The 23,450-nt window shown below is 38.5% G+C and carries 25 protein-coding genes and 2 pseudogenes; 18 read left to right on the top strand and 9 right to left on the bottom strand.

Annotated elements, in window-relative coordinates; translation table 11 throughout:
- Window positions 1–6: 6 nt before the first annotated feature.
- The 3 genes from V6B33_RS16865 to V6B33_RS16855 all read left to right on the top strand — a co-directional run bounded on the left by V6B33_RS16865 (window position 7) and on the right by V6B33_RS16855 (window position 2,525).
- Window positions 7–225, top strand: coding sequence for a helix-turn-helix domain-containing protein (locus V6B33_RS16865; RefSeq protein ID WP_334218850.1), 219 nt, complete (start codon window positions 7–9; stop codon window positions 223–225).
- A gap of 42 nt (window positions 226–267) precedes the next feature.
- A complete protein-coding gene (locus tag V6B33_RS16860) occupies window positions 268–1,059 on the top strand; it encodes a DUF817 domain-containing protein (protein ID WP_334218849.1) in 792 nt (263 codons plus the stop codon).
- Between the two features lie 212 nt (window positions 1,060–1,271).
- On the top strand, window positions 1,272–2,525 hold the full coding sequence (locus V6B33_RS16855; RefSeq protein ID WP_334218848.1) for an ATP-binding protein: 1,254 nt from the start codon (window positions 1,272–1,274) through the stop codon (window positions 2,523–2,525).
- Between the two features lie 69 nt (window positions 2,526–2,594).
- On the opposite strand, the gene V6B33_RS16850 is transcribed toward V6B33_RS16855, so the two are convergent.
- Window positions 2,595–3,011 carry a hypothetical protein gene (locus tag V6B33_RS16850; RefSeq protein ID WP_334218847.1) on the bottom strand — a complete coding sequence of 139 codons (417 nt, stop codon included), beginning with the start codon at window positions 3,009–3,011 and terminating at the stop codon, window positions 2,595–2,597.
- A gap of 237 nt (window positions 3,012–3,248) precedes the next feature.
- Between V6B33_RS16850 and cidR the strand changes: the two genes are divergently transcribed.
- The 9 genes and pseudogenes from cidR (at window position 3,249) to V6B33_RS16805 (ending at window position 11,794) form a co-directional block, all read left to right on the top strand.
- Window positions 3,249–4,142: a cidABC operon transcriptional activator CidR gene (gene cidR, locus V6B33_RS16845; RefSeq protein WP_334218846.1), complete on the top strand. Its 894-nt coding sequence runs from the start codon at window positions 3,249–3,251 to the stop codon at window positions 4,140–4,142.
- Window positions 4,143–4,360: 218 nt separating this feature from the next.
- The gene (locus tag V6B33_RS16840; protein ID WP_334218845.1) at window positions 4,361–4,897 is read left to right on the top strand and encodes an acyl-CoA thioesterase; all 537 of its coding nucleotides are present in this window, start codon (window positions 4,361–4,363) and stop codon (window positions 4,895–4,897) included.
- A complete protein-coding gene (locus V6B33_RS16835; protein WP_334218844.1) occupies window positions 4,894–5,268 on the top strand; it encodes a hypothetical protein in 375 nt (124 codons plus the stop codon). Before V6B33_RS16840 ends, V6B33_RS16835 begins: the two co-directional genes overlap by 4 nt.
- Before the next feature lie 577 nt (window positions 5,269–5,845).
- On the top strand, window positions 5,846–6,859 hold the full coding sequence (locus V6B33_RS16830) for a flavin-containing monooxygenase (protein ID WP_282139073.1): 1,014 nt from the start codon (window positions 5,846–5,848) through the stop codon (window positions 6,857–6,859).
- A gap of 155 nt (window positions 6,860–7,014) precedes the next feature.
- Window positions 7,015–7,152: pseudogene (locus V6B33_RS16825) on the top strand (IS5/IS1182 family transposase); the annotation flags it as partial.
- 1,264 nt (window positions 7,153–8,416) lie between these two features.
- A pseudogene (locus V6B33_RS16820) lies at window positions 8,417–8,508 on the top strand (transcriptional regulator); the annotation flags it as partial.
- A gap of 54 nt (window positions 8,509–8,562) precedes the next feature.
- On the top strand, window positions 8,563–9,180 hold the full coding sequence (locus tag V6B33_RS16815) for a CadD family cadmium resistance transporter (protein ID WP_282139075.1): 618 nt from the start codon (window positions 8,563–8,565) through the stop codon (window positions 9,178–9,180).
- A 129-nt stretch (window positions 9,181–9,309) separates the two neighbouring features.
- A complete protein-coding gene (locus V6B33_RS16810; protein ID WP_282139076.1) occupies window positions 9,310–9,675 on the top strand; it encodes an ArsR/SmtB family transcription factor in 366 nt (121 codons plus the stop codon).
- Window positions 9,668–11,794: a heavy metal translocating P-type ATPase gene (locus tag V6B33_RS16805; protein ID WP_282139077.1), complete on the top strand. Its 2,127-nt coding sequence runs from the start codon at window positions 9,668–9,670 to the stop codon at window positions 11,792–11,794. Before V6B33_RS16810 ends, V6B33_RS16805 begins: the two co-directional genes overlap by 8 nt.
- Window positions 11,795–12,210: 416 nt before the next feature.
- Here V6B33_RS16805 and V6B33_RS16800 read toward each other — a convergent pair whose 3' ends face one another.
- The 3 genes from V6B33_RS16800 to resA all read right to left on the bottom strand — a co-directional run bounded on the left by V6B33_RS16800 (window position 12,211) and on the right by resA (window position 14,048).
- Window positions 12,211–12,564: an ArsR/SmtB family transcription factor gene (locus tag V6B33_RS16800; RefSeq protein WP_159362712.1), complete on the bottom strand. Its 354-nt coding sequence runs from the start codon at window positions 12,562–12,564 to the stop codon at window positions 12,211–12,213.
- 229 nt (window positions 12,565–12,793) lie between these two features.
- Complete coding sequence (locus V6B33_RS16795; protein ID WP_282139078.1) at window positions 12,794–13,501, bottom strand: cytochrome c biogenesis CcdA family protein; 708 nt, start codon at window positions 13,499–13,501, stop codon at window positions 12,794–12,796.
- Between the two features lie 16 nt (window positions 13,502–13,517).
- On the bottom strand, window positions 13,518–14,048 hold the full coding sequence (gene resA / locus V6B33_RS16790) for a thiol-disulfide oxidoreductase ResA (RefSeq protein WP_282139079.1): 531 nt from the start codon (window positions 14,046–14,048) through the stop codon (window positions 13,518–13,520).
- Window positions 14,049–14,268: 220 nt separating this feature from the next.
- Here resA and V6B33_RS16785 point away from each other — a divergent pair, with 220 nt between their 5' ends.
- From V6B33_RS16785 to V6B33_RS16775, 3 genes are all read left to right on the top strand, one after another.
- Window positions 14,269–14,931 (top strand): thioredoxin domain-containing protein, encoded by a 663-nt coding sequence (locus V6B33_RS16785; protein ID WP_334218843.1) that lies wholly within the window; start codon window positions 14,269–14,271, stop codon window positions 14,929–14,931.
- Window positions 14,932–15,351 carry a disulfide oxidoreductase gene (locus tag V6B33_RS16780; protein ID WP_282139081.1) on the top strand — a complete coding sequence of 140 codons (420 nt, stop codon included), beginning with the start codon at window positions 14,932–14,934 and terminating at the stop codon, window positions 15,349–15,351.
- 327 nt (window positions 15,352–15,678) lie between these two features.
- The gene (locus V6B33_RS16775) at window positions 15,679–16,530 is read left to right on the top strand and encodes a cation diffusion facilitator family transporter (RefSeq protein WP_282139082.1); all 852 of its coding nucleotides are present in this window, start codon (window positions 15,679–15,681) and stop codon (window positions 16,528–16,530) included.
- 12 nt (window positions 16,531–16,542) lie between these two features.
- Here the strand turns inward: V6B33_RS16775 and V6B33_RS16770 are convergent, their stop codons facing one another.
- Window positions 16,543–17,388 (bottom strand): COX15/CtaA family protein, encoded by an 846-nt coding sequence (locus V6B33_RS16770; RefSeq protein ID WP_282139083.1) that lies wholly within the window; start codon window positions 17,386–17,388, stop codon window positions 16,543–16,545.
- 187 nt (window positions 17,389–17,575) lie between these two features.
- Here V6B33_RS16770 and V6B33_RS16765 point away from each other — a divergent pair, with 187 nt between their 5' ends.
- Window positions 17,576–19,414 carry an LTA synthase family protein gene (locus tag V6B33_RS16765; RefSeq protein ID WP_334218896.1) on the top strand — a complete coding sequence of 613 codons (1,839 nt, stop codon included), beginning with the start codon at window positions 17,576–17,578 and terminating at the stop codon, window positions 19,412–19,414.
- Window positions 19,415–19,456: 42 nt separating this feature from the next.
- On the opposite strand, the gene V6B33_RS16760 is transcribed toward V6B33_RS16765, so the two are convergent.
- From V6B33_RS16760 to V6B33_RS16745, 4 genes are all read right to left on the bottom strand, one after another.
- A complete protein-coding gene (locus V6B33_RS16760) occupies window positions 19,457–19,780 on the bottom strand; it encodes a YnfA family protein (protein WP_159362703.1) in 324 nt (107 codons plus the stop codon).
- A 64-nt stretch (window positions 19,781–19,844) separates the two neighbouring features.
- The gene (locus V6B33_RS16755; RefSeq protein WP_282139084.1) at window positions 19,845–21,242 is read right to left on the bottom strand and encodes a nucleoside recognition domain-containing protein; all 1,398 of its coding nucleotides are present in this window, start codon (window positions 21,240–21,242) and stop codon (window positions 19,845–19,847) included.
- Complete coding sequence (locus V6B33_RS16750; protein ID WP_198257882.1) at window positions 21,220–21,948, bottom strand: FeoB small GTPase domain-containing protein; 729 nt, start codon at window positions 21,946–21,948, stop codon at window positions 21,220–21,222. Before V6B33_RS16750 ends, V6B33_RS16755 begins: the two co-directional genes overlap by 23 nt.
- The gene (locus V6B33_RS16745; protein WP_159362700.1) at window positions 21,949–22,188 is read right to left on the bottom strand and encodes a FeoA family protein; all 240 of its coding nucleotides are present in this window, start codon (window positions 22,186–22,188) and stop codon (window positions 21,949–21,951) included.
- Window positions 22,189–22,474: 286 nt separating this feature from the next.
- Here V6B33_RS16745 and V6B33_RS16740 point away from each other — a divergent pair, with 286 nt between their 5' ends.
- Together V6B33_RS16740 and V6B33_RS16735 are read left to right on the top strand one after the other, a co-directional pair.
- On the top strand, window positions 22,475–22,969 hold the full coding sequence (locus V6B33_RS16740) for a hypothetical protein (RefSeq protein WP_282139085.1): 495 nt from the start codon (window positions 22,475–22,477) through the stop codon (window positions 22,967–22,969).
- Between the two features lie 97 nt (window positions 22,970–23,066).
- Window positions 23,067–23,435 (top strand): ArsR/SmtB family transcription factor, encoded by a 369-nt coding sequence (locus V6B33_RS16735; protein WP_159362698.1) that lies wholly within the window; start codon window positions 23,067–23,069, stop codon window positions 23,433–23,435.
- Window positions 23,436–23,450 lie beyond the last annotated feature (15 nt).

Raw genomic sequence — 23,450 nt, 5'->3', positions numbered from 1 at the left:
GATAATATGGCGATTATAATCAATATTGACGTGATGCTGGCCAAACGGAAAATGAGTGTGACAGCACTTTCGGAAAAGGTTGGTATAACAATGGCTAACCTATCGATTTTGAAGAATGGAAAGGCGAAAGCGATTCGATTATCAACTTTAGAGGCGATTTGTAAAGCATTGGATTGTCAGCCTGGAGATCTTTTGGAATACAGGAAACAGGAAGACACTGACTAAACGCGGCATACTGCCTGAGAAAAAACGTTGGAGGCACGAATCATGAGAGCACTAAAACAACTCATTCGCTTTGGCTGGGAGCAGGCCATGTCCTGTTTGTTTCCTGTCGTTATCTTTGCTTCATTGGCCATTACCCAGTTGATTCCTCTCCCCTTCTTGCCGCGATATGACTGGCTGCTCATCATCTGTCTGCTGATGCAGTTCATGATGGTGCGTTCAGGGCTTGAAACCCGGGATGAATTAAAGGTCATCACTTTATTCCACCTGATCGGACTTGCTCTCGAACTTTTCAAGGTGAATATGGGATCCTGGTCTTATCCTGATGAAGGCTATACCAAAGTGTTCGGGGTGCCTCTATACAGCGGATTCATGTACGCAAGTGTAGCGAGTTATCTTTGCCAGGCTTGGAGACGGTTAAAGGTGGAACTGGTCAAGTGGCCCCCATTTTGGATCGTAGTCGCCCTGGCTGCTGCGATTTATTTGAACTTTTTCACGCACCATTATTGGATGGATATCCGCTGGTGGCTGTCGGCGCTTGTCGTGATCGTCTTTTGGCGTGCCAGGGTCACATACTGGGTGCGTGGGACGTGTTATCGGATGCCGCTTTCCCTTTCATTTGTACTCATCGGATTTTTCATCTGGATAGCCGAGAATATCGCTACATTCTTTGGAGCTTGGGAATATCCCAATCAAGCCGATGCCTGGAGTCTCGTCCATCTCGGAAAGGTGAGTTCCTGGCTCTTATTGGTGATCGTCAGCTTTCTTATCGTAGCGACATTAAAACAGGTCAAGGGGAAAAATTCGATCAGCACCAATACAGTTGAGTTCTTATAACCTTTAAAAAAGTCGGATCCTTATTAGCTTAAGGAGTTCGACTTTTTTATTTTTGAGAAGCAATGAACAGAAAAATCATCGGCAAACCAAGATAATTCATGGTGATTACCGATTTTAAGAAATTTATGTTGAGTTACTTGCTTGGATTTGAAATAATTATAGTGCATAGGTAGTATTTAGAAAATTAAATCTATTTTAATGAAGGAGCCGGAATGAGTATAATAAAGGACTTTTTACTGCAGTTGACGCTTTTGATCATACCCATATTTATTTACTTTACATTTATTCTGGAGAAGGTAAAGAATGATCGGAATATAACCGTGATCATGACCATGTTATGGGGCATCTCCATCCTGCTGTGCATGTCCTTTCCCGTGAACTTTGGTGATGGTGCCCGACTGGATATTCGATTCATACCTTTATTACTGGGTACCTTATACCTCGGATTCTGGCCGGGAATCCTTCTTTCAATCCTGATTATCCTTTACCGTCTTTCTTTTGGAATGAGTCCTGGATTTTATAATACTGTTCTGGTTATCGTATTATCTCTTCCGATCATTTTGTATTTTCAAAAGTCATTTATACGTTCGAATAAAGATAAGAGGGGAGGCATCGCAGCAGGGCTTTCGTTTTATTACTGTGTGCTGGGACTTACACTTTTCGGTATAATAAAAGGTTTTTCCTCTGAAAATTTGGAAGTGCAGTTGTTACACCTGACCTTCACGGTGGCGGTTACGTTGTTCTGTATTGTGTTAATAGAAAAAATAAGGGAAATCCATCAGCTTCGTTCAGATATACAAAATTCGGAGAAATTACGGGTGATCAGTGAACTGACTGGTGTTTTCGCGCATGAAATCAGAAATCCCATGCAAGTGACCCGCGGTTTTCTGCAGCTTTTAGACGATCCCGATCTGCCGCCTAAGAAGAAGGAATACATTAACGTATCGATTGAAGAATTAGATCGTGCAAATGAAATAATTGATGATTTTCTGGCATTTGGAAAACCTTCGGGAAATGATAGAGGAAAGGTGAATGCCGGTGACCAGGTAGAGCGCGTTGCAAATCTCATTCAAAGCTTCAGCCTGAACCATCAAGTGGAGATAAAAACGGATATTGTTGATGACTGTTGGATTGATGCAAATCCACAGAAGATAAATCAGTCATTGATTAATATTATGAAAAATGCGGTAGAGTCGATGCCGAATGGAGGAATCGTTTGGGTAACCTGTGGACCGACCGCCGATGGTTCTATCAGGATCAGCATTAAGGATCAGGGGGTCGGCATGACGAAACAACAGATAGACAGGCTAGGGAATCCTTATTATTCTCTGAAAGAAAAGGGCACAGGTCTGGGCATGATGGTCAGCTTTCAAATCATCCGTTCGTTCAAAGGTGAAATCATAGTGAACAGTGAAAAAGGTGCAGGCACAGAATTTATTATCCTATTACCACAGGCCATGCACTAGTCTGCTATTCGAAAAGTGCAGACGAGAGGCTCCTTTTAACAAGGAGCCTCTCGACATTGGATGGTATATTCAATTAATCAATAACTTATCCAATTCTCTCACTCTATCATAAGAATTCAGCAGTTCTTCGGGAACCAGTGATCTCCCAAACTCCCAGGCGTTCAGCTCAATCAAATCTTTTAGCTCTTCGATTTCTTTATCCTCCCCATACATCAGAATCCGCGTATCATGCTTATTCTTCTTGAAATCCAAGTAATAGCCCAGCACACGATATAGAATGATTTTGACCAGGCTATCGTTTGACTCTTTTATATTCAACTTTGCGATATAACCATTGATTCTTAAGTAATTGAACCTGATTGTATTATGGGAAACATTATAACTCATCGGAACAGTCAGCTGATTATTCGATTCATAGTTGATGTCTAAATTGTGCCCGGATAATGTCTCTTGGATGATTTTCTCAATATTCCATATGTATAGCATTGTGCATCACTACCCTTCAAGGACTTATTACATCAGTATAATGAGTAATGCCTGCCCGGTCAAAAATAGCAGCGGTAGAACCATTGTGAATAGTTTTTTTTGCAAACATACCTTTCATGTAGACTTCTCTTCAAAGTCTGCACTTTCTGTTTTGGTACAATACTTAATGACATTTGGGTAAAATATATGAAACAATAAATAGATTGGAATAATGTATCTACGGGAGAGGGTGAGAAGGTGGATATTCGGCATCTGAAGTATTTCATAGAGGTGACAAGATTCAAAAGCTTTACACGTGCAGCGGATCATTTATTCGTTACGCAGCCTACAATCAGTAAGATGATCAGGAATCTGGAAGAAGAACTGGGTGTGGAGTTATTTGACCGTTCGAGGAGGCAGCTGGTTCTGACGGATGCAGGTCGGGCGATTTTACAGCAAGCACTGACGATCGATAAAGCATTCGGGAATATCCAGCATGAACTCGATGATCTGATCGGGCTCCAGAGAGGACATATCCGGATCGGATTGCCGCCGATTATGGATGCCGGCCGCTTCATCCGGGTATTGGGGGATTTTCATAAGCTTTATCCACACATCACATTCCAACTCATTGAAAACGGGACAAAGAGGATCGAGGAAGATATCATAGGGGATCAACTTGATGTGGGAATAGCCGTATTGCCGGCAGCAGAAGAAGATTTCCATCATTTCTCATTCATGAAAGAGGAACTCAGGGTAGTCGTGCCGAGTAAGCATGCATTTGCCGCAAGAAAGCAGGTCAAGTTGAAGGAATTGGAGGATGAACAGTTTATTCTCTTTAATAAGGACTTTGCATTGAACGATCGGATAAGGGCTGCATGCAAAGAAGCAGGTTTCCTCCCGAAAGTCGTTTCCGAAAGCTCGCAGTGGGATTTTATCGGTAAGATGATCGAAGCTGAACTCGGGATTTCGATCCTGCCTACCAGCGTTTATAATATGATGAAAGAGGAACTCATCGCCATCAAAGTTGTAAAGCCTGTAATCGAATGGGATCTCGCGATTATTTGGCGTAAAAATCAATATTTATCCTATGCCACAACAGAATGGCTTAAGTTTACCCAGGAACGGTTGATGGGAAGCATCTCTGATTAAGAGGTGCTCTTTTTTTTGTGGTTTTTGAGAACCTTTGCAAAAAATATTGTGTGGATTTAATAAGATAGCACACTGATTCTACATGGATGAAAGCAGTTGCATAGACAGTGTCTATGGTAAATATGATAAACATTCATTTCACTTATCTTATATCCAGCCTTACACTTTGGTTATCAAACGTTTGAAAAACCACATATCACAGAAGGGATTTGTTTTTCATGCCAGAAACCAAGCATCCAAAAGAAAGTCTGGTCGTCAATACCGACCAGGTCATGATCAATGATCTGAATAACTACAATACATTGTTCGGGGGTGTATTGATGAAGAAGCTGGATAACAATGCAACATTGTCCGCAAGACGTCATGCGAGGGTGAAGGAATGTGTCACGGCATCCACTGATTCCATCGACTTCCTGTATCCGATTCATCAGTCAGATTCCGTGTGTGTTGAATCATTCGTCTCGTATGTTGGGAATAAATCAATGGAAATCTTCTGCAAAGTGATCGCCGAAGACATGATTACCGGTGAAAGAAGGATAGCGGCAACTGCATTCCTAACCTTTGTCGCACTCGATGAGAATAAAAAACCACTCAAAGTTCCTGAAATACTGCCCGAAACAGCGGAAGAGAAATTTCTCTTCGAATCAGGTAAAGAACGGGCAGAAAGAAGACGGATCAGACGGAAACACAGTAAAAAGCTCATGGAAATCGTAGGATTGGAGAAACCATGGAATATGGGAGGGGAAGCATCATGACAAGTATGTTAGCGAGTATGAATGAACTCTACGAAGCAAAAAAAGATGTGGATTCATTAAAACAGCAGTTTCCTGAATTGAGTGAGCAGCTGGTCCATGTCGTCAGTCTTACTAGGCAATTACAATTAAAGTACGGATACATGGGTTCATTATTGAGAGATAAAGAACTGCCTGACTTCGAGCCTCAGTTCGTAAGAGGTTCGATTCTTACCCTGTACCAAAAGGAAATAGGAAAATTGAAAGACAATCCAAATATCGTTCAATTGAAAACAGTAATGAACAAGCACCGCAAAGTCAGTGACTCTAAACTTTTCTTATTGATACTGGGTGCGAAACCGGAATTGCTCCAAGGCTCTACCATAATAAAATGATCCCTCCCGAGGAGGCTCACGAGCTGCCCGAAAAACGAAGTCTTGCACGGAAATCATTAGAGGAATTTAGAGCCCACACTAATCTGGTAGTTGTTTTTTGTTTTTCTCAACCTCGTGCGTTTTGGAGCATAGTTGGATTGAATCGCTGACCTTTTGACCGCTATTCGGTTAGGACAATTATATTTCAGTGATAATCAAAAGATGTGCAATCTTAAAATAGAAGAGGACCATTATTGAAAGGCAAAAGAAAAAACCCTTGATAATCAAGGGTTTTTTGGTATGGAGCATAGCGGGATCGAACCGCTGACCTTTTGGCTGCCAGCGAACGTTGAGTTATTAAATACGTTTAAATAAGTCAATATAGGTCGTTTTAATGTAAAAGAATTTACGGAAAAAACCCATTAAATAATCAAATGTGTGCTTTTGTGAACTTTTATGGTATTGTGCGTGGTCATTTGTAAAATAAAGTTGTACCTAGATAGAAATGGTTCTTTTCTTAGGGATTGTTGCTTTAAATGAAAAAAGGAATTTTATGGTACTATATAATAAAAAGTGTTTTTTCTGGAGGTAATAACAATTGAAATATGACGTAATTATCATTGGAGGGGGGCAGGCGGGGCTTTCAATGCGGTACTACTTGAAGAAGAGTAATCTTTCTTACCTCATCTTGGATGAATTGTCTGAGATTGGCGAGGTGTGGAAAAATCGATATGATTCTTTACAGTTGTTTACGCCTTCTTATTTTAGCTCACTTCCAGGTTTTAATCTTGATTCAGATTCATATCCTACCAAGGATGATGTTGTTGAGTACTTAAAGCAATATGTAAAGAGATTCTCACTCCCATTACAGATGAACACTAAGGTCAATAGATTATTTTTAATTAATGGTGAATTCGTAATAGAAACCAATCAAGGTTCAATAAAGGCTAATAATGTTGTAGTGGCAACAGGACCTTTTCAAAAACCTTACATCCCTGATTTTTCATCGCTTATGTCTAAAGAGGTCTTACAAATTCATTCGTCAGAATATAAAAATCCAAGCCTATTAAAACCAGGGACAGCTCTAGTTGTAGGTGGAGGAAATTCCGGTGCCCAAATTGCTGATGAGTTATCAGAAGGTAGGAAAGTGTTTTTATCTGTCGGACATAAAATGGTGTTTTTGCCACAAGATGTTGGCAATAAAAGCATCTTTTGGTATTTGGATAAATTAGGAGTGTATAAAGCCAGTCATAATTCTCTGTTCGGAAAAATGTTAAAAAAGAGGCCAGACCCTATTTTTGGTTATAGGTTGAAAAGGTTAATTAAGAATGGAACTATAACATTAAAACCACGAGCGATTTCTTCTGAAAAAAATCTCATACTATTCGAAGACAAAACTCAAATAAAAGTAGATAATGTAGTCTGGGCAACCGGGTATAAACCAGATTACAACTGGATAGAGCTTAATGAAATATTCAACGATAAAGGTTTTCCGATCCATAATAGGGGTGTAACTTCCCAAAAAGGGTTATTCTTTTTAGGGTTACCCTGGCAATATAATAGAAGTTCTGCTTTGATCCAGGGAGTAGGGGAAGATGCTAGTTATATATAACCAACTAAAAGAATCAAATTCATAATGTTTATTCACAAAGTCATTTCATAAAGGAATGACTTTCTGCTTGTAGACAAAGTCTAAGAATTAGACCAAGTCTACAAGCTTTTTTGTATAATGGAATGGAATCGATTATTTTGTGGGGGAGATATAAAATGTTATCAAAACACGTTGAGGATGGAAGAAATCAAATTGAAATGGTTGCGTTGGACCAACTTGTTCCAGAGGAGCATCTAGTTAGGAAGGTTGAACAAGCGATTGACTTTGAATTTATTTATGTCCTGGTAAAAAATAAGTGTTTTTTAGTGCCAAGCCGTTCCTGCCGCTACTGAAAAAGGCATCTCTTTTATTGCAGATCATTAGCTCTTTCCAATTGGTCGATTGCCGATGAAATTAGTAGGCTCGTCAGAATTAATACACCTCAAGTAATCAGCCACAATCCATGTTTCATAAGGATGACTGCCCGTTCCAGATGGAAGATCCATTTAACCACCCCAATTCTTTTTATAAACAGGGTTTCAGCAGCACTGGCTCTCAAAAGTATCAGTGTAAATCTTGTAAGAAAAAGACTTCATTAACCCCTAAAAGAGAAGAATCCATTACATAAAATCAAAAGAGACATGATGTGCTGCACCTATTCGCAAAGCTGTTATTGAATAAAACCCCTATCTCTAGGGCTTGTGAAATCCTGGGTACTCATAAGTTCCACGAAGTAAAGAATGCTTCTGAAGACTCCTTTAACATTTATGCCGACAATCCAATAGAACATCCATTAGCCTCTCCAGACCGGGGATACCGTTGGATAGATTGAACTACAGATCTTTCATTGTTGGAACCCATGGACATGGCTAAATTAGCGGTAAATGTTTCGGATTAGTTTACAGATGCTTTCATGCAGCTTGTTCGAAGGAGGTTCCCCCCTTTAGAAAGGCCAATTCACTCTGCCAAAGCTGATAAGAAGAACTATATGTATTCAAACAGCAACCCTGAATATGCTCAAATGGCAGTAACGATTTAACGTACCTACTATAATTATTGTTTGCGGTTAAAAACCAAGAGTGATAAAAAGTCACCTACACAGAGGTTGGGTATAACTGATAAGCAGTTTGATTTAAAAGATATCATTTACCTTAGATGATCCCCTTTCCAAGCACAGCAGACCAATTATCAATTTAAGGTCTGCTTTTTCAATTTCATGGTTATTGTGATAGTATCAGAACATTCAAAAATTAAATATATTTTATTCCATTAGGGGGGAGTTTAGTACAATAAGATGTAATAAAATTAGACTAAAAAATTGATTTTTGAAAGGGTCATAAAGCTTCTCTGAAAGCTATTGTAGATATTTTAAAAGAAACAACAGAGGTGACAAAATACATACCAAATAAGGGGTGGGTTATTCCTTAAACTGACGTGTCATGTTTGTAAAAAAACACTCATTGCGAGAATTGGGATTCCCCCAATTCTTTTTTTCATTCAAGCTGATACTTGAATGAGGAAATGGTTAAAGGATATACTATATTCAAGTAAAGGTTTGAATGAGAAAGAGGTGGGAATATGAATAAAAATACTTTCGAGATCTATTGCTATGACGAAGAAAAAGTCAATCGATTACAACAGGGTTTCAGACAGTAGATATTTCTAGTGTTTGCATAAAATGTTCAAAAGTTTGTGTTGACACACAGGAAAGAGGAGGTTGAAAAATGATAACAACTATACTTACAGCCGCAGCTATTTATGTAGCAACTGGTATTGATTACCTTGTTATTTTAATTCTATTATTTTCACAAATTAAAAAAGGACAGGCAAAACATATTTGGTTAGGAAAGTATATTGGAACGATAATTGTTATAGGAGCAAGTCTTTTAGTTGCTTTTGGTGTTACTAACCTAATTCCTCAACAATGGGTTATAGGACTACTTGGGCTTTTACCACTTTACTTAGGTATCAAGATATGGATTAAGGGTGACGAGGATGATGATGAAGGCAACATTTTATCGTTATTTTCCTCAGGTAGGTTTAATCAATTATTTGTAACGGTCACTTTTATTGTATTGTCTTCCAGTGCAGATGATTTTTCCATTTATGTACCGTATTTCACAACATTAAACGTGACTGAAATTATTGTCTCTATCATTACCTTTTTAATTATGATTGGAATTTTACTCTATGTCGGTTATCGTTTAGCCAAATTGGATCTAATATCGGAAAAAATTGAAAAGTATCAACGTTGGATTGTTCCAATTGTCTTCATAGGATTAGGAATTTATATTATGTTTGAAAATAGAACATTTAATGCCCTACTCACATTCCTGTTTTAATAAATAGTTGTACTAGTTAACAAGACAAAAGCATAAGAAAAAATGATTTGTATGAGATTCACTTGAATGTAATGGCGAAGAATGTGTATAGTTTATTCAAGCGAACATTTGAATGAATGAGGTGAGAATATGAGTAAAGCTACTTGTGAAATCTATTGCTATGACGAAGAAAAGGTGAATCGAATACAAGGAGATTTAAAGACAGTGGATATTTCTAGTGTTGTACAAATGTTAAAAGTGATTGCTGATGAAAATAGGGCAAAAATCACCTATGCTCTCTGCCAAGATGAAGAGCTTTGTGTATGTGATATCGCGAATATCGTAGGTGTTACTGTCGCCAATGCCTCCCATCATTTGAGAAAACTTCATAAACAAGGTGTCGTTAAGTTTCGAAAAGAGGGTAAACTCGCATTTTATTCGTTAGATGATGAACATATCAAGCAGATAATGATGTTCTCATTAGCCCATAAAAAGGAGGGAAAAGGTAATGTCTGAACAAGTAAAAGTCAATGAACAAGAGTCAAAAACATACCGTGTTCAAGGATTCACCTGAGCTGACTGTGCTAAAACGTTCGAAACGAACGTGAAACACCTGGATGGTGTTTCGAATGCGAAAGTTAATTTTGGTGCTTCTAAAATTACGGTTACGGGCAATACAACCATTGAAGCACTTGAAAAGGCAGGTGCTTTTGAAAACTTGAAATTACGAGACGAAAATGAAAAAAAGGTAGAACATGAACCTTTTTGGAAGCAAAAAGAAAATATTAAAGTCTATATTTCAGCGATGTTGCTTGTAATTAGTTGGTTTTTAGGAGAGCAATTAGGGGAAGAACATTTTCTTCCGACGATTGGTTATGCAACATCCATTTTAATTGGTGGATATTCGCTATTCATTAAAGGTCTTAAAAATCTAAGTCGATTAAAGTTTGATATGAATACATTAATGACCATCGCCATTATAGGAGCTGCAATCATTGGTGAATGGGGTGAAGGGGCAACGGTAGTTATTCTCTTTGCCGTCAGTGAAGCCTTAGAACGATATTCCATGGATAAAGCTCGGAAGTCTATTGAATCTTTGATGGATATTGCTCCAAAAGAAGCGTTAATTCGTCGTGGAAATCAAGAAATGATGGTCCATGTTGAGGGTATTCAAGTGGACGATATTATGATCGTAAAGCCTGGGCAAAAATTAGCGATGGATGGAGTGGTCATTAAAGGCACTTCTACGCTAAATCAGGCTGCGATTACAGGAGAAAGTGTTCCAGTAACGAAAACGATTGATGATGAAGTCTTTGCAGGCACCTTGAATGAAGAGGGATTGCTCGAAGTTAAAGTAACAAAACGAGTGGAAGATACTACATTATCGAAAATCATTCATTTGGTGGAAGAGGCTCAAGCAGAACGAGCACCTTCTCAAGCTTTTGTCGATAAATTTGCAAAATACTATACACCAGCTATTGTGATTCTGGCATTCTTAATTGCAGTTATTCCTCCGTTATTCGGCGGTGATTGGAGTGAATGGATTTATCAAGGATTAGCTGCATTAGTGGTTGGTTGTCCATGTGCACTGGTTGTTTCAACTCCAGTTGCCGTGGTTACAGCAATAGGAAATGCGGCAAGAAATGGTGTTTTGATTAAAGGTGGTATTTATTTAGAAGAAGCAGGAGCCCTTAAAGCCATTGCTTTTGATAAAACAGGAACATTAACAAAAGGTGTACCAACTGTGACCGACATCATAAACTTTGGTGAAAAGGATAATGATTTATTGTTGATCACAGCAGCGATTGAAAAAGGTTCACAGCATCCTCTTGCTTCAGCTATTATGCGAAAAGCAGAAGAAAAAGGATTGAAATTCAATGATGTATCGGTCGATGATTTCCAATCTATTACAGGTAAAGGTGTAAAAGCAAAAGTAAATAACCAAATGTATTATGTAGGAAGTCCGAACCTTTTTGAGGAATTGCATGGAAGCATTTCTAGTGATAGAAAAGAAAAAATTGCGGAGATGCAGACACAAGGTAAAACAGTGATGGTGTTAGGAACAGAAAAAGAAATTCTTTCGTTCATTGCCGTAGCCGATGAAATGAGGGAATCATCTAAAGAAGTCATCGGCAAGTTGAATAATATGGGTATTGATACCGTGATGCTGACAGGTGACAATCAAAGGACAGCAAAAGCAATTGGAAAACAAGTCGGTGTTTCGGATATTAAAGCTGATTTACTGCCAGAAGATAAATTGAATTTCATTAAAGAACTTCGAGGAAAATACCAAAGTGTCGCAATGGTTGGAGATGGCGTGAATGATGCACCAGCTCTTGCTGCTTCCACTGTTGGTATAGCAATGGGTGGAGCTGGGACTGATACAGCACTAGAAACGGCTGATATTGCGTTAATGTCTGATGATTTAAGAAAATTGCCATATACGATTAAATTAAGCCGTAAGGCTTTAGCAATCATCAAGCAAAACATTACCTTCTCTTTAGCGATTAAATTAGTTGCATTACTGTTAGTTATGCCTGGATGGCTTACATTGTGGATCGCGATCTTTGCAGACATGGGAGCTACGTTGTTGGTGACCCTTAACAGTTTGCGGTTACTAAAAGTAAAGGAATAAAAATAAGATGGCAAGAGAAAACACTGTTTGTTTCTCTTACTTTATTATTATAGTGCTAGTCTTATTCAAGGGGCTTTAATGGAATAACGCATAATATAAAAGAGGAGCTGCAATGCCGTTGCAGCTCCTCTTTTATGTGCAGTTTTTCATTCGTTTTCCCCTTCAAAATTGCTTGCAAAAGACTTTGTAATTTTGGTAAAAGCAATTGCAGTTATGCTTTTTTTTTCCTCTCACCCGAACGGGTTACGCTTAACACAAAGGTGGGGTTTGTCTACGGTCTGAAAGTCATTTCATAAAGGAATGACTTTTTATACTTCACATAGGTATTGAGGGTACTACTATTTGAATCTGGCAAGCACTGAGAAGTATTTACCACCTTTAGGAATGATTTAGTATTTCACAAATAGTTGTATAAGTCATTCCTGGTAATATTCAAATGAAATTTGTATTAAGCTCTTTATGTGTTCATTAACTAGATAATAATAAACAAGTTTTCCTTCTTTTCGGTATTGAGCCAAGCCCAGGTTTCTTAATAATCTTAAGTGGTGAGAAGCGGTGGCTGTAGAAGAGCCTACTATGTTTGCAACATCGCAAACACAAAGTTCTTTTTCCAGTGAAAGTGCATAGGCAATTTTTAAACGTGTATCTTCAGAAAGGATTTTAAACATCTGTGCAATATTAAATGTATTTTGCTTTTCTAACTTTTCCTTTATTAAGGATACTTTTTCACTATCTATACAAGTAACTTCACATATATCTGTGTTTTTCAATTCAGTCACCTCATAGTCATAATAGAACTATCTACATTGTATCACGGTTCCTGTTCCAACAGAATCTGGTATTCTATGTCGTCTATTTCAGCACAAATCAAATGGAAAAGGGACTCATTTTATAGAATGAGTCCCTTTTCCATTTGAAAGTCATTAAATTCCTGTAATCATTATTAAATGGGTGGAATGTCACGGGGTTAGTAAATTGTAATAAATGCTACAAGGTTGCCTAGAAACCCGTAAAACCGCCAAATAAATAATTCGTAAGAAAGGAAATGATGGGATTCATCCAATTAAAGTATAAAATGATTCCCATAAAAATCATTAAGTACCCGCCGATTTTCATGATTTTTGAGCTGTACTTATTGATCCACTTGGCTTTACCAAGGAAAAAGCTTAGCACAAAGAACGGGACGGCAAAGCCAAGAATGTACCACGCCATAAAGAACAATCCTGCATTAGGGTCTGTAACACCAAGTGAAATGACTGCCGCTAGAATGGGACCTGTACAAGGGGTCCACCCGGCAGCAAAACCGATACCGATTAACATCGTACCCAAATAACCAGATGGCCGCCTTTTGAATTGAATCCTTTTGTCTTTCATCAAGAAATCAAACTTAAGGAGACCAGAAACCACCAATCCGAAAAATACGATGAGTATGGCCCCGATCTGGCGGAGTAATTCTTTATTCAGCAAGAAAAAGTTTCCAATGAAAGACCCCGATACTCCTAAGAATATGAAGATGATTGAAAAACCGATCAAAAAGAAAACGGTGTGTAAAATGGCTTTTCTCTGCATTCCTTTACGGTTATTCAATTCATCTATAGACATGCCTGTTATATACGATAAAAAAGCTGGGTAGATGGGGAGCGTGCATGGTGATAGAAAAGATAGCAAGCCTGCTCCGAAAGCAAATAAAATGTTTAATTCTTGCACAATTTATAATTCTCCTTTATTGTTCTGGCTTGATCATATTCATATAATCATGAATGTCTTGCTGTGTCATACTTCCCGTAATTACTTTTACTACTTTTCCATCAGGGTTTATAAGGAATGTCGTCGGGATGGGGCCTATTCCATATGTGTCAATCAAATCACGGTTTCGATCCATTGGAAAAGTGAAGCTAAGATCATGTTTTTTAACAAATTTATTTACAAGGAAATCAGATTCTCCGATATTTACCGCTAACGTTTCAACGCCTTTATCCTTAAATTGTTTGTAGCTCTTCTCCATGTATGGCATTTCTTTTTCACACGGTTTGCACCAAGTGCCCCAGAAGTTCAGAAATACACCTTTCCCTTTATAATCACTTAATTGAACTGTATCACCGTCTAATGTTTCTAATTTAAAATCTGGTGCCATGTCCCCTTCCCCTATGATAGCTCGATCTTTCGTAGCATTTAGATAGAGTGTATAGACGACAGCTGAGATTAATACTAGTAAAATGCCCATCCGTACCAATCTTCTCTTTCTTTTTTTCATTGTTTTCCCTCACAGTTTCTAATAGAATATGTTTGAATCTTATATATATTTGAATGTACATTTAAATTAACAGTTTAGTTTGTTTCGGGCAATAGAAGAGCAAGGCATTTTTACACAGCTCAGAAGATTGTTGAAATTCTGTAATAATTTTGGTTCATCGTTGATTCTGACTGCTGATATGATGAAGCTAGTTTTAATAATTTTGAAGAGGTGTACTTTTATGAAAAAATCATCCCCGATGAAATATCTGGTATTACTTACTGTGTTAGTGGCTGTCATTTTGGCGGCGATCGTTATGCTGAACAACAAGGCGCAAAACAAGGATGAAACCTTGGAGTCTCATCCAGATACAAAAAATCAGCCCCTTTTAGGTAAAAAGGATGCACCTGTTTCAGTGGTCGAGTTCGGTGATTTTAAGTGTCCTGCATGTAAGGCATGGGGGGAAAGGATCTATCCTCAACTAAAAGAAGATTTCATTGATACCGGGAAAGCGAATTTATCCTATGTAAATGTGCTCTTTCACGGTGAGGAATCAACTTTGGGTGCGTTAGCTGCCGAGTCAGTTTATAAACACGATCCTGATTCTTATTGGGAATTCCAAAAAGAGCTATTTAATCAGCAGCCTAAAGAAGACCATGATGCACCGTGGATTACAAAGGAAAAGCTGCTCGAAGTTGCGGGTGAAACGACCGATATGGACCTTGAGCAGTTAAAGCAGGACATTGAGCAGCAAACGTTCAAGGAACAACTCGAGCTGGATAATTCCCTAGTAGAAGAGTTTAAGGTGGAGAAAACACCGACTGTGATCATTAATGGGGTAAAGCTTGAGGATCCGTATGATTACGAGCGTATTAAATCGTTGATTGAAGAAGGGCAAGAATAGATGAAGGAAGCAAACAAAAGTCAATATTTTCTATATGGTGCTTGGGTGGTTTCTATCATTGCAACACTCGGGAGTTTATATTTCAGTGAGGTAAGGGGTTTCATACCTTGTGAATTATGCTGGTTTCAAAGAATATTCATGTATCCATTGACGTTGATTCTGGGAGTGGCGACGTTTCAAAATGATAGCGGACTGAGAAAAATCATACTGCCTATGTCAATTGTTGGAGGTACGATTTCCATATTACATTATTTGGAGCAAAAAGTTGAAGGGTTCGGAGGAATCAAGCCTTGTGCGAGTGGTGTTCCCTGCAATGCCGAATATATTAATTGGCTCGGATTCATCACGATTCCATTCCTGGCTCTCACAGCTTTTGTATTTATTACTATTTTTACTCTGCTATCAGCAAATAAAAGGTAATCAAGCAGCCAATATTCAAATGAAAAGGAAATTGTATAAAGGAAATTGTATACAACAAATGAGCCATGGAACATCATGGCTCATTTTATATTGGATTAGATTAGGAAATAGTCTGTGGTTTATGCGATGTTTATCCTTGCATTTATATGTGTATATGTGTTCATATTGGGATATTGATGAATAAGGAGGTTCGAATTGTGGAGACTGCCTTTCTATTAACGTGTTTATTTATTTTGATCATTGTACTTCTTTATACGTTCTTTATCATTGCTGCTTATAAAAAAGGAAAAAAGATGAAAAAATAGTGTAAGAAGAGCGTGATGCAAATTGTCCAAGAATCAGTCATCTACCAAAAATACCAGGCTGGCCTTTTTCTTAAATCTAATTTTTACTATTATCGAGTTCATTGGAGGATATCTCACTAATAGTATGGCGATATTGTCTGATGCTGTACATGATTTGGGTGATAGTCTGTCGCTCGGGGGATCATGGTATTTACATAGACTTTCAAATAAAGAAGGAAACAATAGGTACAGCTTCGGATACAAGAGGTTTTCAGCACTGGGCGCGTTGATCAGCGGTACCGTATTGCTGTTCGGGTCGATTTTCGTTTTGACTGAGGCTATACCGAGATTGTTTAATCCTACTCATCCAGATGCCCAGGGGATGTTGTGGTTTGCCATATTAGGTGTGGCGATAAATGGATTCGCTGCATGGAGGTTACATAGTGGAAGCTCTATGAATGAAAAGGTTCTGTCCTGGCACCTTCTTGAGGACATTCTTGTCTGGGTAGGGGTCCTGATCATCAGTATCGTGATGATGTTTAAGGATATTCATATTCTCGACCCCATTCTTTCCATCGTGATTACTTGTTTTGTACTATTTAACGTTGTTAGAAACCTTATTAAAACGATGAAAGTCTTTCTTGATGCAGTGCCGGATGAAGTGGATTTGGATTCCATTCGTGAACAAATCAAAAGTATAAACGGCGTGGATGAAGTTGACCATCTTCATATCTGGTCGATCGATGGAGAAGAGAATGCCATGATTACTCATTTATATACTTCGAAGGGTTTTGCATGCGAAAAACAAGAAGAGATAAAAGAGAAGGTAAGGGATTTTGTTTCACACCTTGATATTAAGCATTTCACTATAGAAATTCATATAAAAGAAAACTAGGCATAAGACTGCCTAGTTTTTCTTCTTAGTATTAAAATAGCAGATTGCTGTCATATGACTAAGCAATGCTACGGTAAGAATGGAAAAAATCATGTGTAGAGATGAAGAGATTGGGCTGAGTTCCTCCGTTTTGGCAATAAATCCTCCGAAGGTTGTAAATCCAGCCAGCAAAATCAATAGCAAGGCTTGTTTCTTCATCACTTTATACCTGAACGAAAGGAATAGTGCATACCCTGTAGAGAATAGTGTGACCATTCCTAAAACACCATGCATCAAATATACGAAGGTTGCCAGTTTGATTTCTGCGGTGTTTATTTCGAATAGTAGTTGACTTAGTTCAAAATGTTTAAAGAGAGCACCTACTAGCACCTCTGTCATAAGAGCTGTAAATCCAACAAACAAAGGTATTCTTATTTCTTCCAGATCCCTGTTTTCAGGTCTTTTATTTAACCCTGCATGAAGGAAAATGAGAGAGATTAATAGAAATAGACTAAACATCACATCAAGTGTGGTGAAGCCGGTTGGTGTTCCCAGTAATACATTCATCCCGCCAATCATAGCTTGGATAAATAAGAGAATCATTGAAAGAACCGAAATGACTTTTACTGCTTTATCGGATGATTTCTTCCATGCCAAGATTGCGTTTATAAGAATGACCAGCCCGAGCAGTGTGGTAAAAACACGGTGAGAATATTCGATCACTATGTGATAATCGGTTATATCAGGAATGACTTTCCCATTGCAGAATGGCCAATCAGTACCACAGGCATCGCCTGAATTTGTAGCAACCACTAAGTTGCCAAGAATTAATGCAGCAATCGTTACATTGATTGTAAATAAGGAGAAATTATATTTCATTTTTCATAGTAGTCCTTTCATGTTAAACTAGATATTATATTTATATATGTTCATATATTAACAGGTTAGAGCGTTTCAACACAAACGTTTAAGGCGGTTTTCACATAACGTTCACCATTCATGTAATGTAAGATAAACAATAATAGATTTATGGAGTTGATACAAATTGGACTTATTAAAGAAACAAATGGGAGACAACTTCTTTTTGTTGACTCTCATCTTTTTAATTGCAAAATCATATGTAGTCAGCCGGTTCGTCTTTAACCTGGAGATTGAGAATGTCATGCAGGAACTGATTCTGTTTCTTGCGAATGCAGGGTCTATCATGCTCATACTTTCCCTGGTGGCGATCGGTAAGAAAGAGACACTGAAATGGAAGCTTTTGGTCACCAATATCCTTGGAACGTTCATTCTCTATTTTAACGTGGTGTATTATCGGTTTTTCAATGACTTCATTACATTGCCGGTACTCTTTCAAACAGATAACGCGTCGGATTTGGGAGAGAGTATAATCAGTTTAATGAATCCGTTGGATATCTTTTTGATTGCTGATTTTGTACTTATCTCTTATCTGTTTAAATATGTGAAGATAGTTGAAAACAAGAGAAAATATTACAAAGTTGCATTCGCTTCTGCCATTATTCTATTACTGAATATCGGACTTGCGAATATAGAACGCCCCCAGCTATTGACCAGGTCCTTTGACCGTCAGATGCTGGTGAAAAACTTAGGAGTGTTCAATTACCATCTGTATGATGGATTTCTGCAGGCTAAGACGAATATGAATCGGGCACTTGCTGATAATTCAGAGCTGGCTGAAGTTTTGAACTACACAGAATCAATAAAGAGGCCGGTAAATGAAGAAATGACGGGGGTTGCAAAAGGAAAGAATGTGTTTGTTATTTCACTTGAATCTACTCAGAACTTTGTAATAAATAATAAAGTGGATGGAAAAGTGATCACACCTTTTCTGAACCAACTAATCAGACAAGAAGATACGTATTATTTTAATAATTTCTATCATCAAACAGGACAAGGGAAAACGTCCGATTCTGAGTTCTTGTTTGAAAATTCATTGTATGGACTGCCAAGAGGAGCAGCGTTTTTCACACATGCTCAAAACGAGTATAATGGGCTTCCATCTTTGTTAAAAGAAAAGGGATATACAACATCGGTTTTCCATGCCAACAACAAAAGCTTTTGGAACAGGGATGTTATGTATAAAAACCTGGGGTATGAAAACTACTACTCCGAATCGTATTATGAGGTGAATAATGAAAACTCGATAGGCTGGGGTTTGAAGGATCAATCATTTTATGAACAGTCGATTCCATATTTAAAAGAGCTTTCACAGCCATTTTATTCAAAATTCATCACGTTGACGAACCATTTCCCTTTTTCTCTTGAACAAGAGGATGAGTCGATCCCGGAATGGACTTCAAATGACGGAACGGTGAATCGTTACTTCACTACAGTCAGGTATGAAGACGAAGCATTAAAGCAATTTTTTGAAAGGTTGAAAGAGGAAGGTTTATACGAGAACTCAGTCTTCATCATCATGGGGGACCATTATGGAATCTCTCAAAATCATAATGAAGCAATGGGGCAGTATTTAGGTAAAGAAATCACCTCATTCGTAAATACCCAGCTTCAACGGGTCCCGATGATTGTTCATATTCCAGGTGAAACAAATGGACGCACTATATCAAATGTAAGCGGACAAATCGATGTGAAACCTACCATATTAAACATGTTGGGGATAAAGCCAGATGAAGACATCCAGTTCGGATCGGATTTATTTACGAAGGGTCCTGATCAGTTTGTCGTACTCCGAGACGGCAGCTTCATTACAGATAAGTACGTGTATACCGATCAGAAGTGTTATGACAAGAGTACAGAAAAGCTGACGGAACAAAATGCATGTGAGCCCTATATCAAACAGGCAGAAGACCAACTCAAATATTCGGATCAGGTAGTTTATGGGGACCTGTTACGGTTTTTAGAAGAGAAGAAACAAGGTGAATAACCTAAAGAAGAAGCTGAAGTTACTAGAGGTAACTTCAGCTTTTTATCTTGGTGCCCAAAGAATCACTGAAACTCCTAAGAGGCAAATAGCTGCACCGATAAAGTCATACATGTCCGGGGTGTTCTTATCAACCCACCATCCCCACAGGATTGCGAGAACGACAAATACTCCGCCATATGCAGCATATACCCTTCCAAACGTGGGGAAGTTCTGCAGAGTAGGGATGATCCCATAAAGAACCAGGATAAGACTTCCCCATACTCCATACCACGGAGAAGCGTTCTCCCTCAGCCATAACCAGACGAGATACCCTCCTCCGATTTCAGCCAGCCCGGCAACGATAAATAATATGATGGCAGTTAACAAATAGAAACGACCTCCCTTTCATAAAAGCCAGATCTGATCATATCACAGATCTGGTGATGATATATTACACCCACCCGAAGATCCTTGCTAATTGAGCAATTGCGAACGTGACTGCTATAGCCAAACCTGTAGGGATTGCAAAGGACATGAATGTCCACTTTTTACTTTTTGTTTCTTTATAGATATTAATCAGGGTCGTTCCGCAAGGGTAGTGGAGTAGTGAAAATAACATCATATTTAAAGCTGTGATCCAGGTCCACCCTTGATCAATGAAAATTTTCTTTAATGAATCCAGATCCTCCACCTCGATCATTGCTCCGGTCGATAAGTATCCCATTAATAGGATTGGGAGAACGATCTCATTTGCAGGGAGACCCAGAATGAATGCCATTAAGATAAATCCATCCAAGCCAAGCTGTTGTGCGAACGGATCCAGAAACTGGACGATATGCATTAAGATACTCGTATCTCCGACCATGATATTAGCCAGAATCCAAGTTAGTACACCAGCTGGGGCGGCAATGACAATGGCCCTTTTTAATACAAAGGCTGATTTATCAATTGTCGCTCTTATGATGGTGTTCATAAATTGTGGTTTGCGGTATGGAGGCAGTTCCAATGTGTAATGGGTTGGAACTCCCTTGAGTGCAGTTTTTGAAAGAATCCATGAGACTGCAAGTGTAACAATAATACCAAATACGACCATCCCGACCACAACTCCTGCAGTTACAAGAGTTCCAGCAGCACCGGTGAATCCGGCAGCCATAAATATGGATGCAAGCAATATTAGTGTTGGCCATCGGCCGTTACAAGGAACGAAATTATTGGTAAGGATCGCAAGCATTCTTTCACGAGGCGATTCAATGATCCTGGTAGACATGATTGCAGCTGCATTGCATCCGAATCCCATTGCCATTGTGAGGGATTGTTTTCCGTGTGCACCGGTTTTTTTAAACAAACGATCCATATTAAAGGCTACTCTGGGCAGATATCCGTAATTTTCTAAAAGGGCAAACATTGGAAAGAAGATGGCCATTGGCGGCAGCATAACACTGATTACCCAAGATGTTCCTCTGTAAAGTCCCAATACTAGTACCCCGTGAAGCCAATCAGGAGCGTTGATGGTCTGGAATCCCAATGTCAGGTATCCTTCAAGCCATCCAAAAAAGCTGGCAAGCATGGAAGAGGGAACATTAGCGCCGGCAATTGTTAAATAAATGACGATTCCCAGCATTGCAAGCATAATTGGAAACCCAAATAATCTTGAGGTAAGGATTTTATCAAGTTTTTCTGTGTGTAACAATTTGCTTTGATCCTTCACTTTTGTCACGTCTTGACAAATGGCCTGTGTATGCCGAAATGCACTTGATACAATTTCATCACGTATTGATTCAGAGGAAAGATTAAAAGCTTTTTGTTTAAGTAAAGTGATTTCACCACTACTCTCCTGATGCAAATTCATACTCTTTCCCTCCTTTTCTGTTCTTAAATACTCGCTGATTTAATTCTTCAATAACACTTTCATCACCTTCCAACAGTCGCAGTGCAATCCACCTTGATGGTAGAAAATCATCATATACAGCTTCGATGTCAGGCTGTAACGTTGAGATTTTATTTTCTATTTCCTCTGAGTACTTGATATTAATGGGAGCAAACGTACGGTTGTTCTTTACGATGTCACTGATTGTGTTCAGCATGTTTTCTATTCCGATTTTATTTCGGGCTGATATTTTCAATACAGGTACTCCAAGTGTGTTACGTAGTTTTTGTTCATCGATATGAATTCCCTTTTTTTCAGCCTCATCAATTAAATTCAAGCAAATCACTACTTTGTTCGTAATCTCCATTACCTGTAAAGCAATATTGAGATTTCTCTCTAAGGAGGTGGAGTCTAATACAACAATAGTGATATCCGGTTTTTCAAAAGCAATATAATTCCGGGCTATTTCTTCATCAAGTGAATTTGAAAACAGTGAATACGTCCCAGGCAGATCAATGATTTCATATGAGGTCTGCAGATGATCGAAGTAACCCTTTGACTGGGATACAGTCTTACCCGGCCAGTTTCCTGTGTGCTGGCGTAAACCAGTCAACAGGTTGAACAAAGTTGATTTCCCGGTATTAGGATTACCTGCCAGTGCAATACGATATGTCCTTTGGTTATCCAATTAAACCAGCTCCCCAATAATTTTTGTACTTTCTTCTTTTCTTAAAGCAATCATTGTATTACTTACTCGAAATGCGGTGGGATCGCCTAAAGGACTTTTCTTAACGGACGTGATAATGCCCCCAGGTACAAAACCCAAATCTAATAATCGTCTTCTCATTACCCCAGTAAGATGCAATTCTGTAATTCTCATACTTTTGCCTTCTTCAAGGTCATATAGTCTATTTGTGGACAAAGGCATTTGTTTTACCACCCTTCACATATTTTTTATTAAGTTTATTTTTTTTCCTTAGTGCAACTTTTTCCTTATCGTATGACCGAAATTTGATTTTGTCAATAGCTTTATTGACGAATGTTTGTACTTTTTACTGAATAAAGTTAACTAGTGGAAAGGGGGTGCTGATATTCACATTTATACAGGTTTATACGTAGGGATTCCTTTAATCATAGGGGGTGTAATCGGTATTTTTACATATAATCTGATTGGCAAGAATAAAAAAATCCTCACGAACTTGATTGGGATAGGCATGGTTTTATTTATAATATTGGAGTTCATTCCGCATATTATTGGGAAGTACGATTACACTGGTGTCTTGTTGGGGAGTACAAGTGCTGTTGTCTTCTTTTATGCTTTGACTCGGCTTACTGATCGGAAAATAAGCACGAGCAGGAGGCTGCCATTCATTGCAATGATCTCAGGCTTTATTCTGCATAGCATTCCGACTGGTTTCAGTATTGGGGTCACGTCAGCCATCGATGGAATATTGGCGATGAAGCAATTGAAGGGGATGTTCATCCACCACTTAGGTGAGGGGGTAGGAATAGCGGGTCTATTGTTCAAACAAGGAAATGAGGTGCGTTTTGCTTCTGCGGGTGCTTCTGTAATCGTTATTACTCTGGTCTTTTACTTTTCTGTGTTGGCTGGTACTAATTATCAAGTGAATGAACATATAGCAAACTGGGTTGTTGGTGTTGCACTAGGATCGCTAATCTATGCGTTGATGCATTTATTTGAAACGTGAGGGAAATCTGTTTGACAAAAGCAGATCTTTTTTTTATCATATAAATTATAATACATGAACACATAATCATATATTGGAATAGGATAGGAGTGTCAGTATGGGGAAAAATGAAAAAGACGAGAAATTAATTGAATTGAACAAAACAAAGGTTGATCAGGTAGAAACGAGTGATTGCGAAGACATTGATGAGGAAACGCTCTTTATTGTCACTCAGACATTTAAAGCTTTATCTGAGCCTACGCGTGTAAAGATTCTTCATCTGCTTGCACAGGAAGAGCATTCAGTTAATCAGATCGCGGAAAAACTTTCATTATTGCAAACAACTGTTTCACACCAACTGCGTTTTCTGAAGAATTTACGCTTGGTTAAATATAGAAGGGAAGGAACGACTCTATATTACTCTGCTGATGACGATCACGTGATGAATATGCTTCAACAAACCATGCACCACGCCAGACATCACTAATGTTTTAATGGGGGA

It is taken from the genome of Mangrovibacillus sp. Mu-81 (assembly GCF_036867415.1).
Classification (GTDB): domain Bacteria; phylum Bacillota; class Bacilli; order Bacillales; family Bacillaceae_B; genus Rossellomorea.
This window is presented reverse-complemented; position numbering and strand designations above follow the sequence as displayed.

Excerpts from the sequence above, each read along its gene's own strand:
- V6B33_RS16865 (WP_334218850.1), top strand. The coding sequence starts at position 7 with ATGGCGATTATAATCAATATTGACGTGATGCTGGCCAAACGGAAAATG.
- V6B33_RS16860 (WP_334218849.1), top strand. The coding sequence starts at position 268 with ATGAGAGCACTAAAACAACTCATTCGCTTTGGCTGGGAGCAGGCCATG.
- V6B33_RS16855 (WP_334218848.1), top strand. The coding sequence starts at position 1,272 with ATGAGTATAATAAAGGACTTTTTACTGCAGTTGACGCTTTTGATCATA.
- V6B33_RS16850 (WP_334218847.1), bottom strand. The coding sequence starts at position 3,011 with ATGCTATACATATGGAATATTGAGAAAATCATCCAAGAGACATTATCC.
- V6B33_RS16840 (WP_334218845.1), top strand. The coding sequence starts at position 4,361 with ATGCCAGAAACCAAGCATCCAAAAGAAAGTCTGGTCGTCAATACCGAC.
- V6B33_RS16835 (WP_334218844.1), top strand. The coding sequence starts at position 4,894 with ATGACAAGTATGTTAGCGAGTATGAATGAACTCTACGAAGCAAAAAAA.
- V6B33_RS16815 (WP_282139075.1), top strand. The coding sequence starts at position 8,563 with ATGATAACAACTATACTTACAGCCGCAGCTATTTATGTAGCAACTGGT.
- V6B33_RS16810 (WP_282139076.1), top strand. The coding sequence starts at position 9,310 with ATGAGTAAAGCTACTTGTGAAATCTATTGCTATGACGAAGAAAAGGTG.
- resA (WP_282139079.1), bottom strand. The coding sequence starts at position 14,048 with ATGAAAAAAAGAAAGAGAAGATTGGTACGGATGGGCATTTTACTAGTA.
- V6B33_RS16785 (WP_334218843.1), top strand. The coding sequence starts at position 14,269 with ATGAAAAAATCATCCCCGATGAAATATCTGGTATTACTTACTGTGTTA.
- V6B33_RS16780 (WP_282139081.1), top strand. The coding sequence starts at position 14,932 with ATGAAGGAAGCAAACAAAAGTCAATATTTTCTATATGGTGCTTGGGTG.
- V6B33_RS16770 (WP_282139083.1), bottom strand. The coding sequence starts at position 17,388 with ATGAAATATAATTTCTCCTTATTTACAATCAATGTAACGATTGCTGCA.
- V6B33_RS16765 (WP_334218896.1), top strand. The coding sequence starts at position 17,576 with ATGGGAGACAACTTCTTTTTGTTGACTCTCATCTTTTTAATTGCAAAA.
- V6B33_RS16755 (WP_282139084.1), bottom strand. The coding sequence starts at position 21,242 with ATGAATTTGCATCAGGAGAGTAGTGGTGAAATCACTTTACTTAAACAA.
- V6B33_RS16745 (WP_159362700.1), bottom strand. The coding sequence starts at position 22,188 with ATGCCTTTGTCCACAAATAGACTATATGACCTTGAAGAAGGCAAAAGT.
- V6B33_RS16740 (WP_282139085.1), top strand. The coding sequence starts at position 22,475 with ATGGTTTTATTTATAATATTGGAGTTCATTCCGCATATTATTGGGAAG.
- V6B33_RS16735 (WP_159362698.1), top strand. The coding sequence starts at position 23,067 with ATGGGGAAAAATGAAAAAGACGAGAAATTAATTGAATTGAACAAAACA.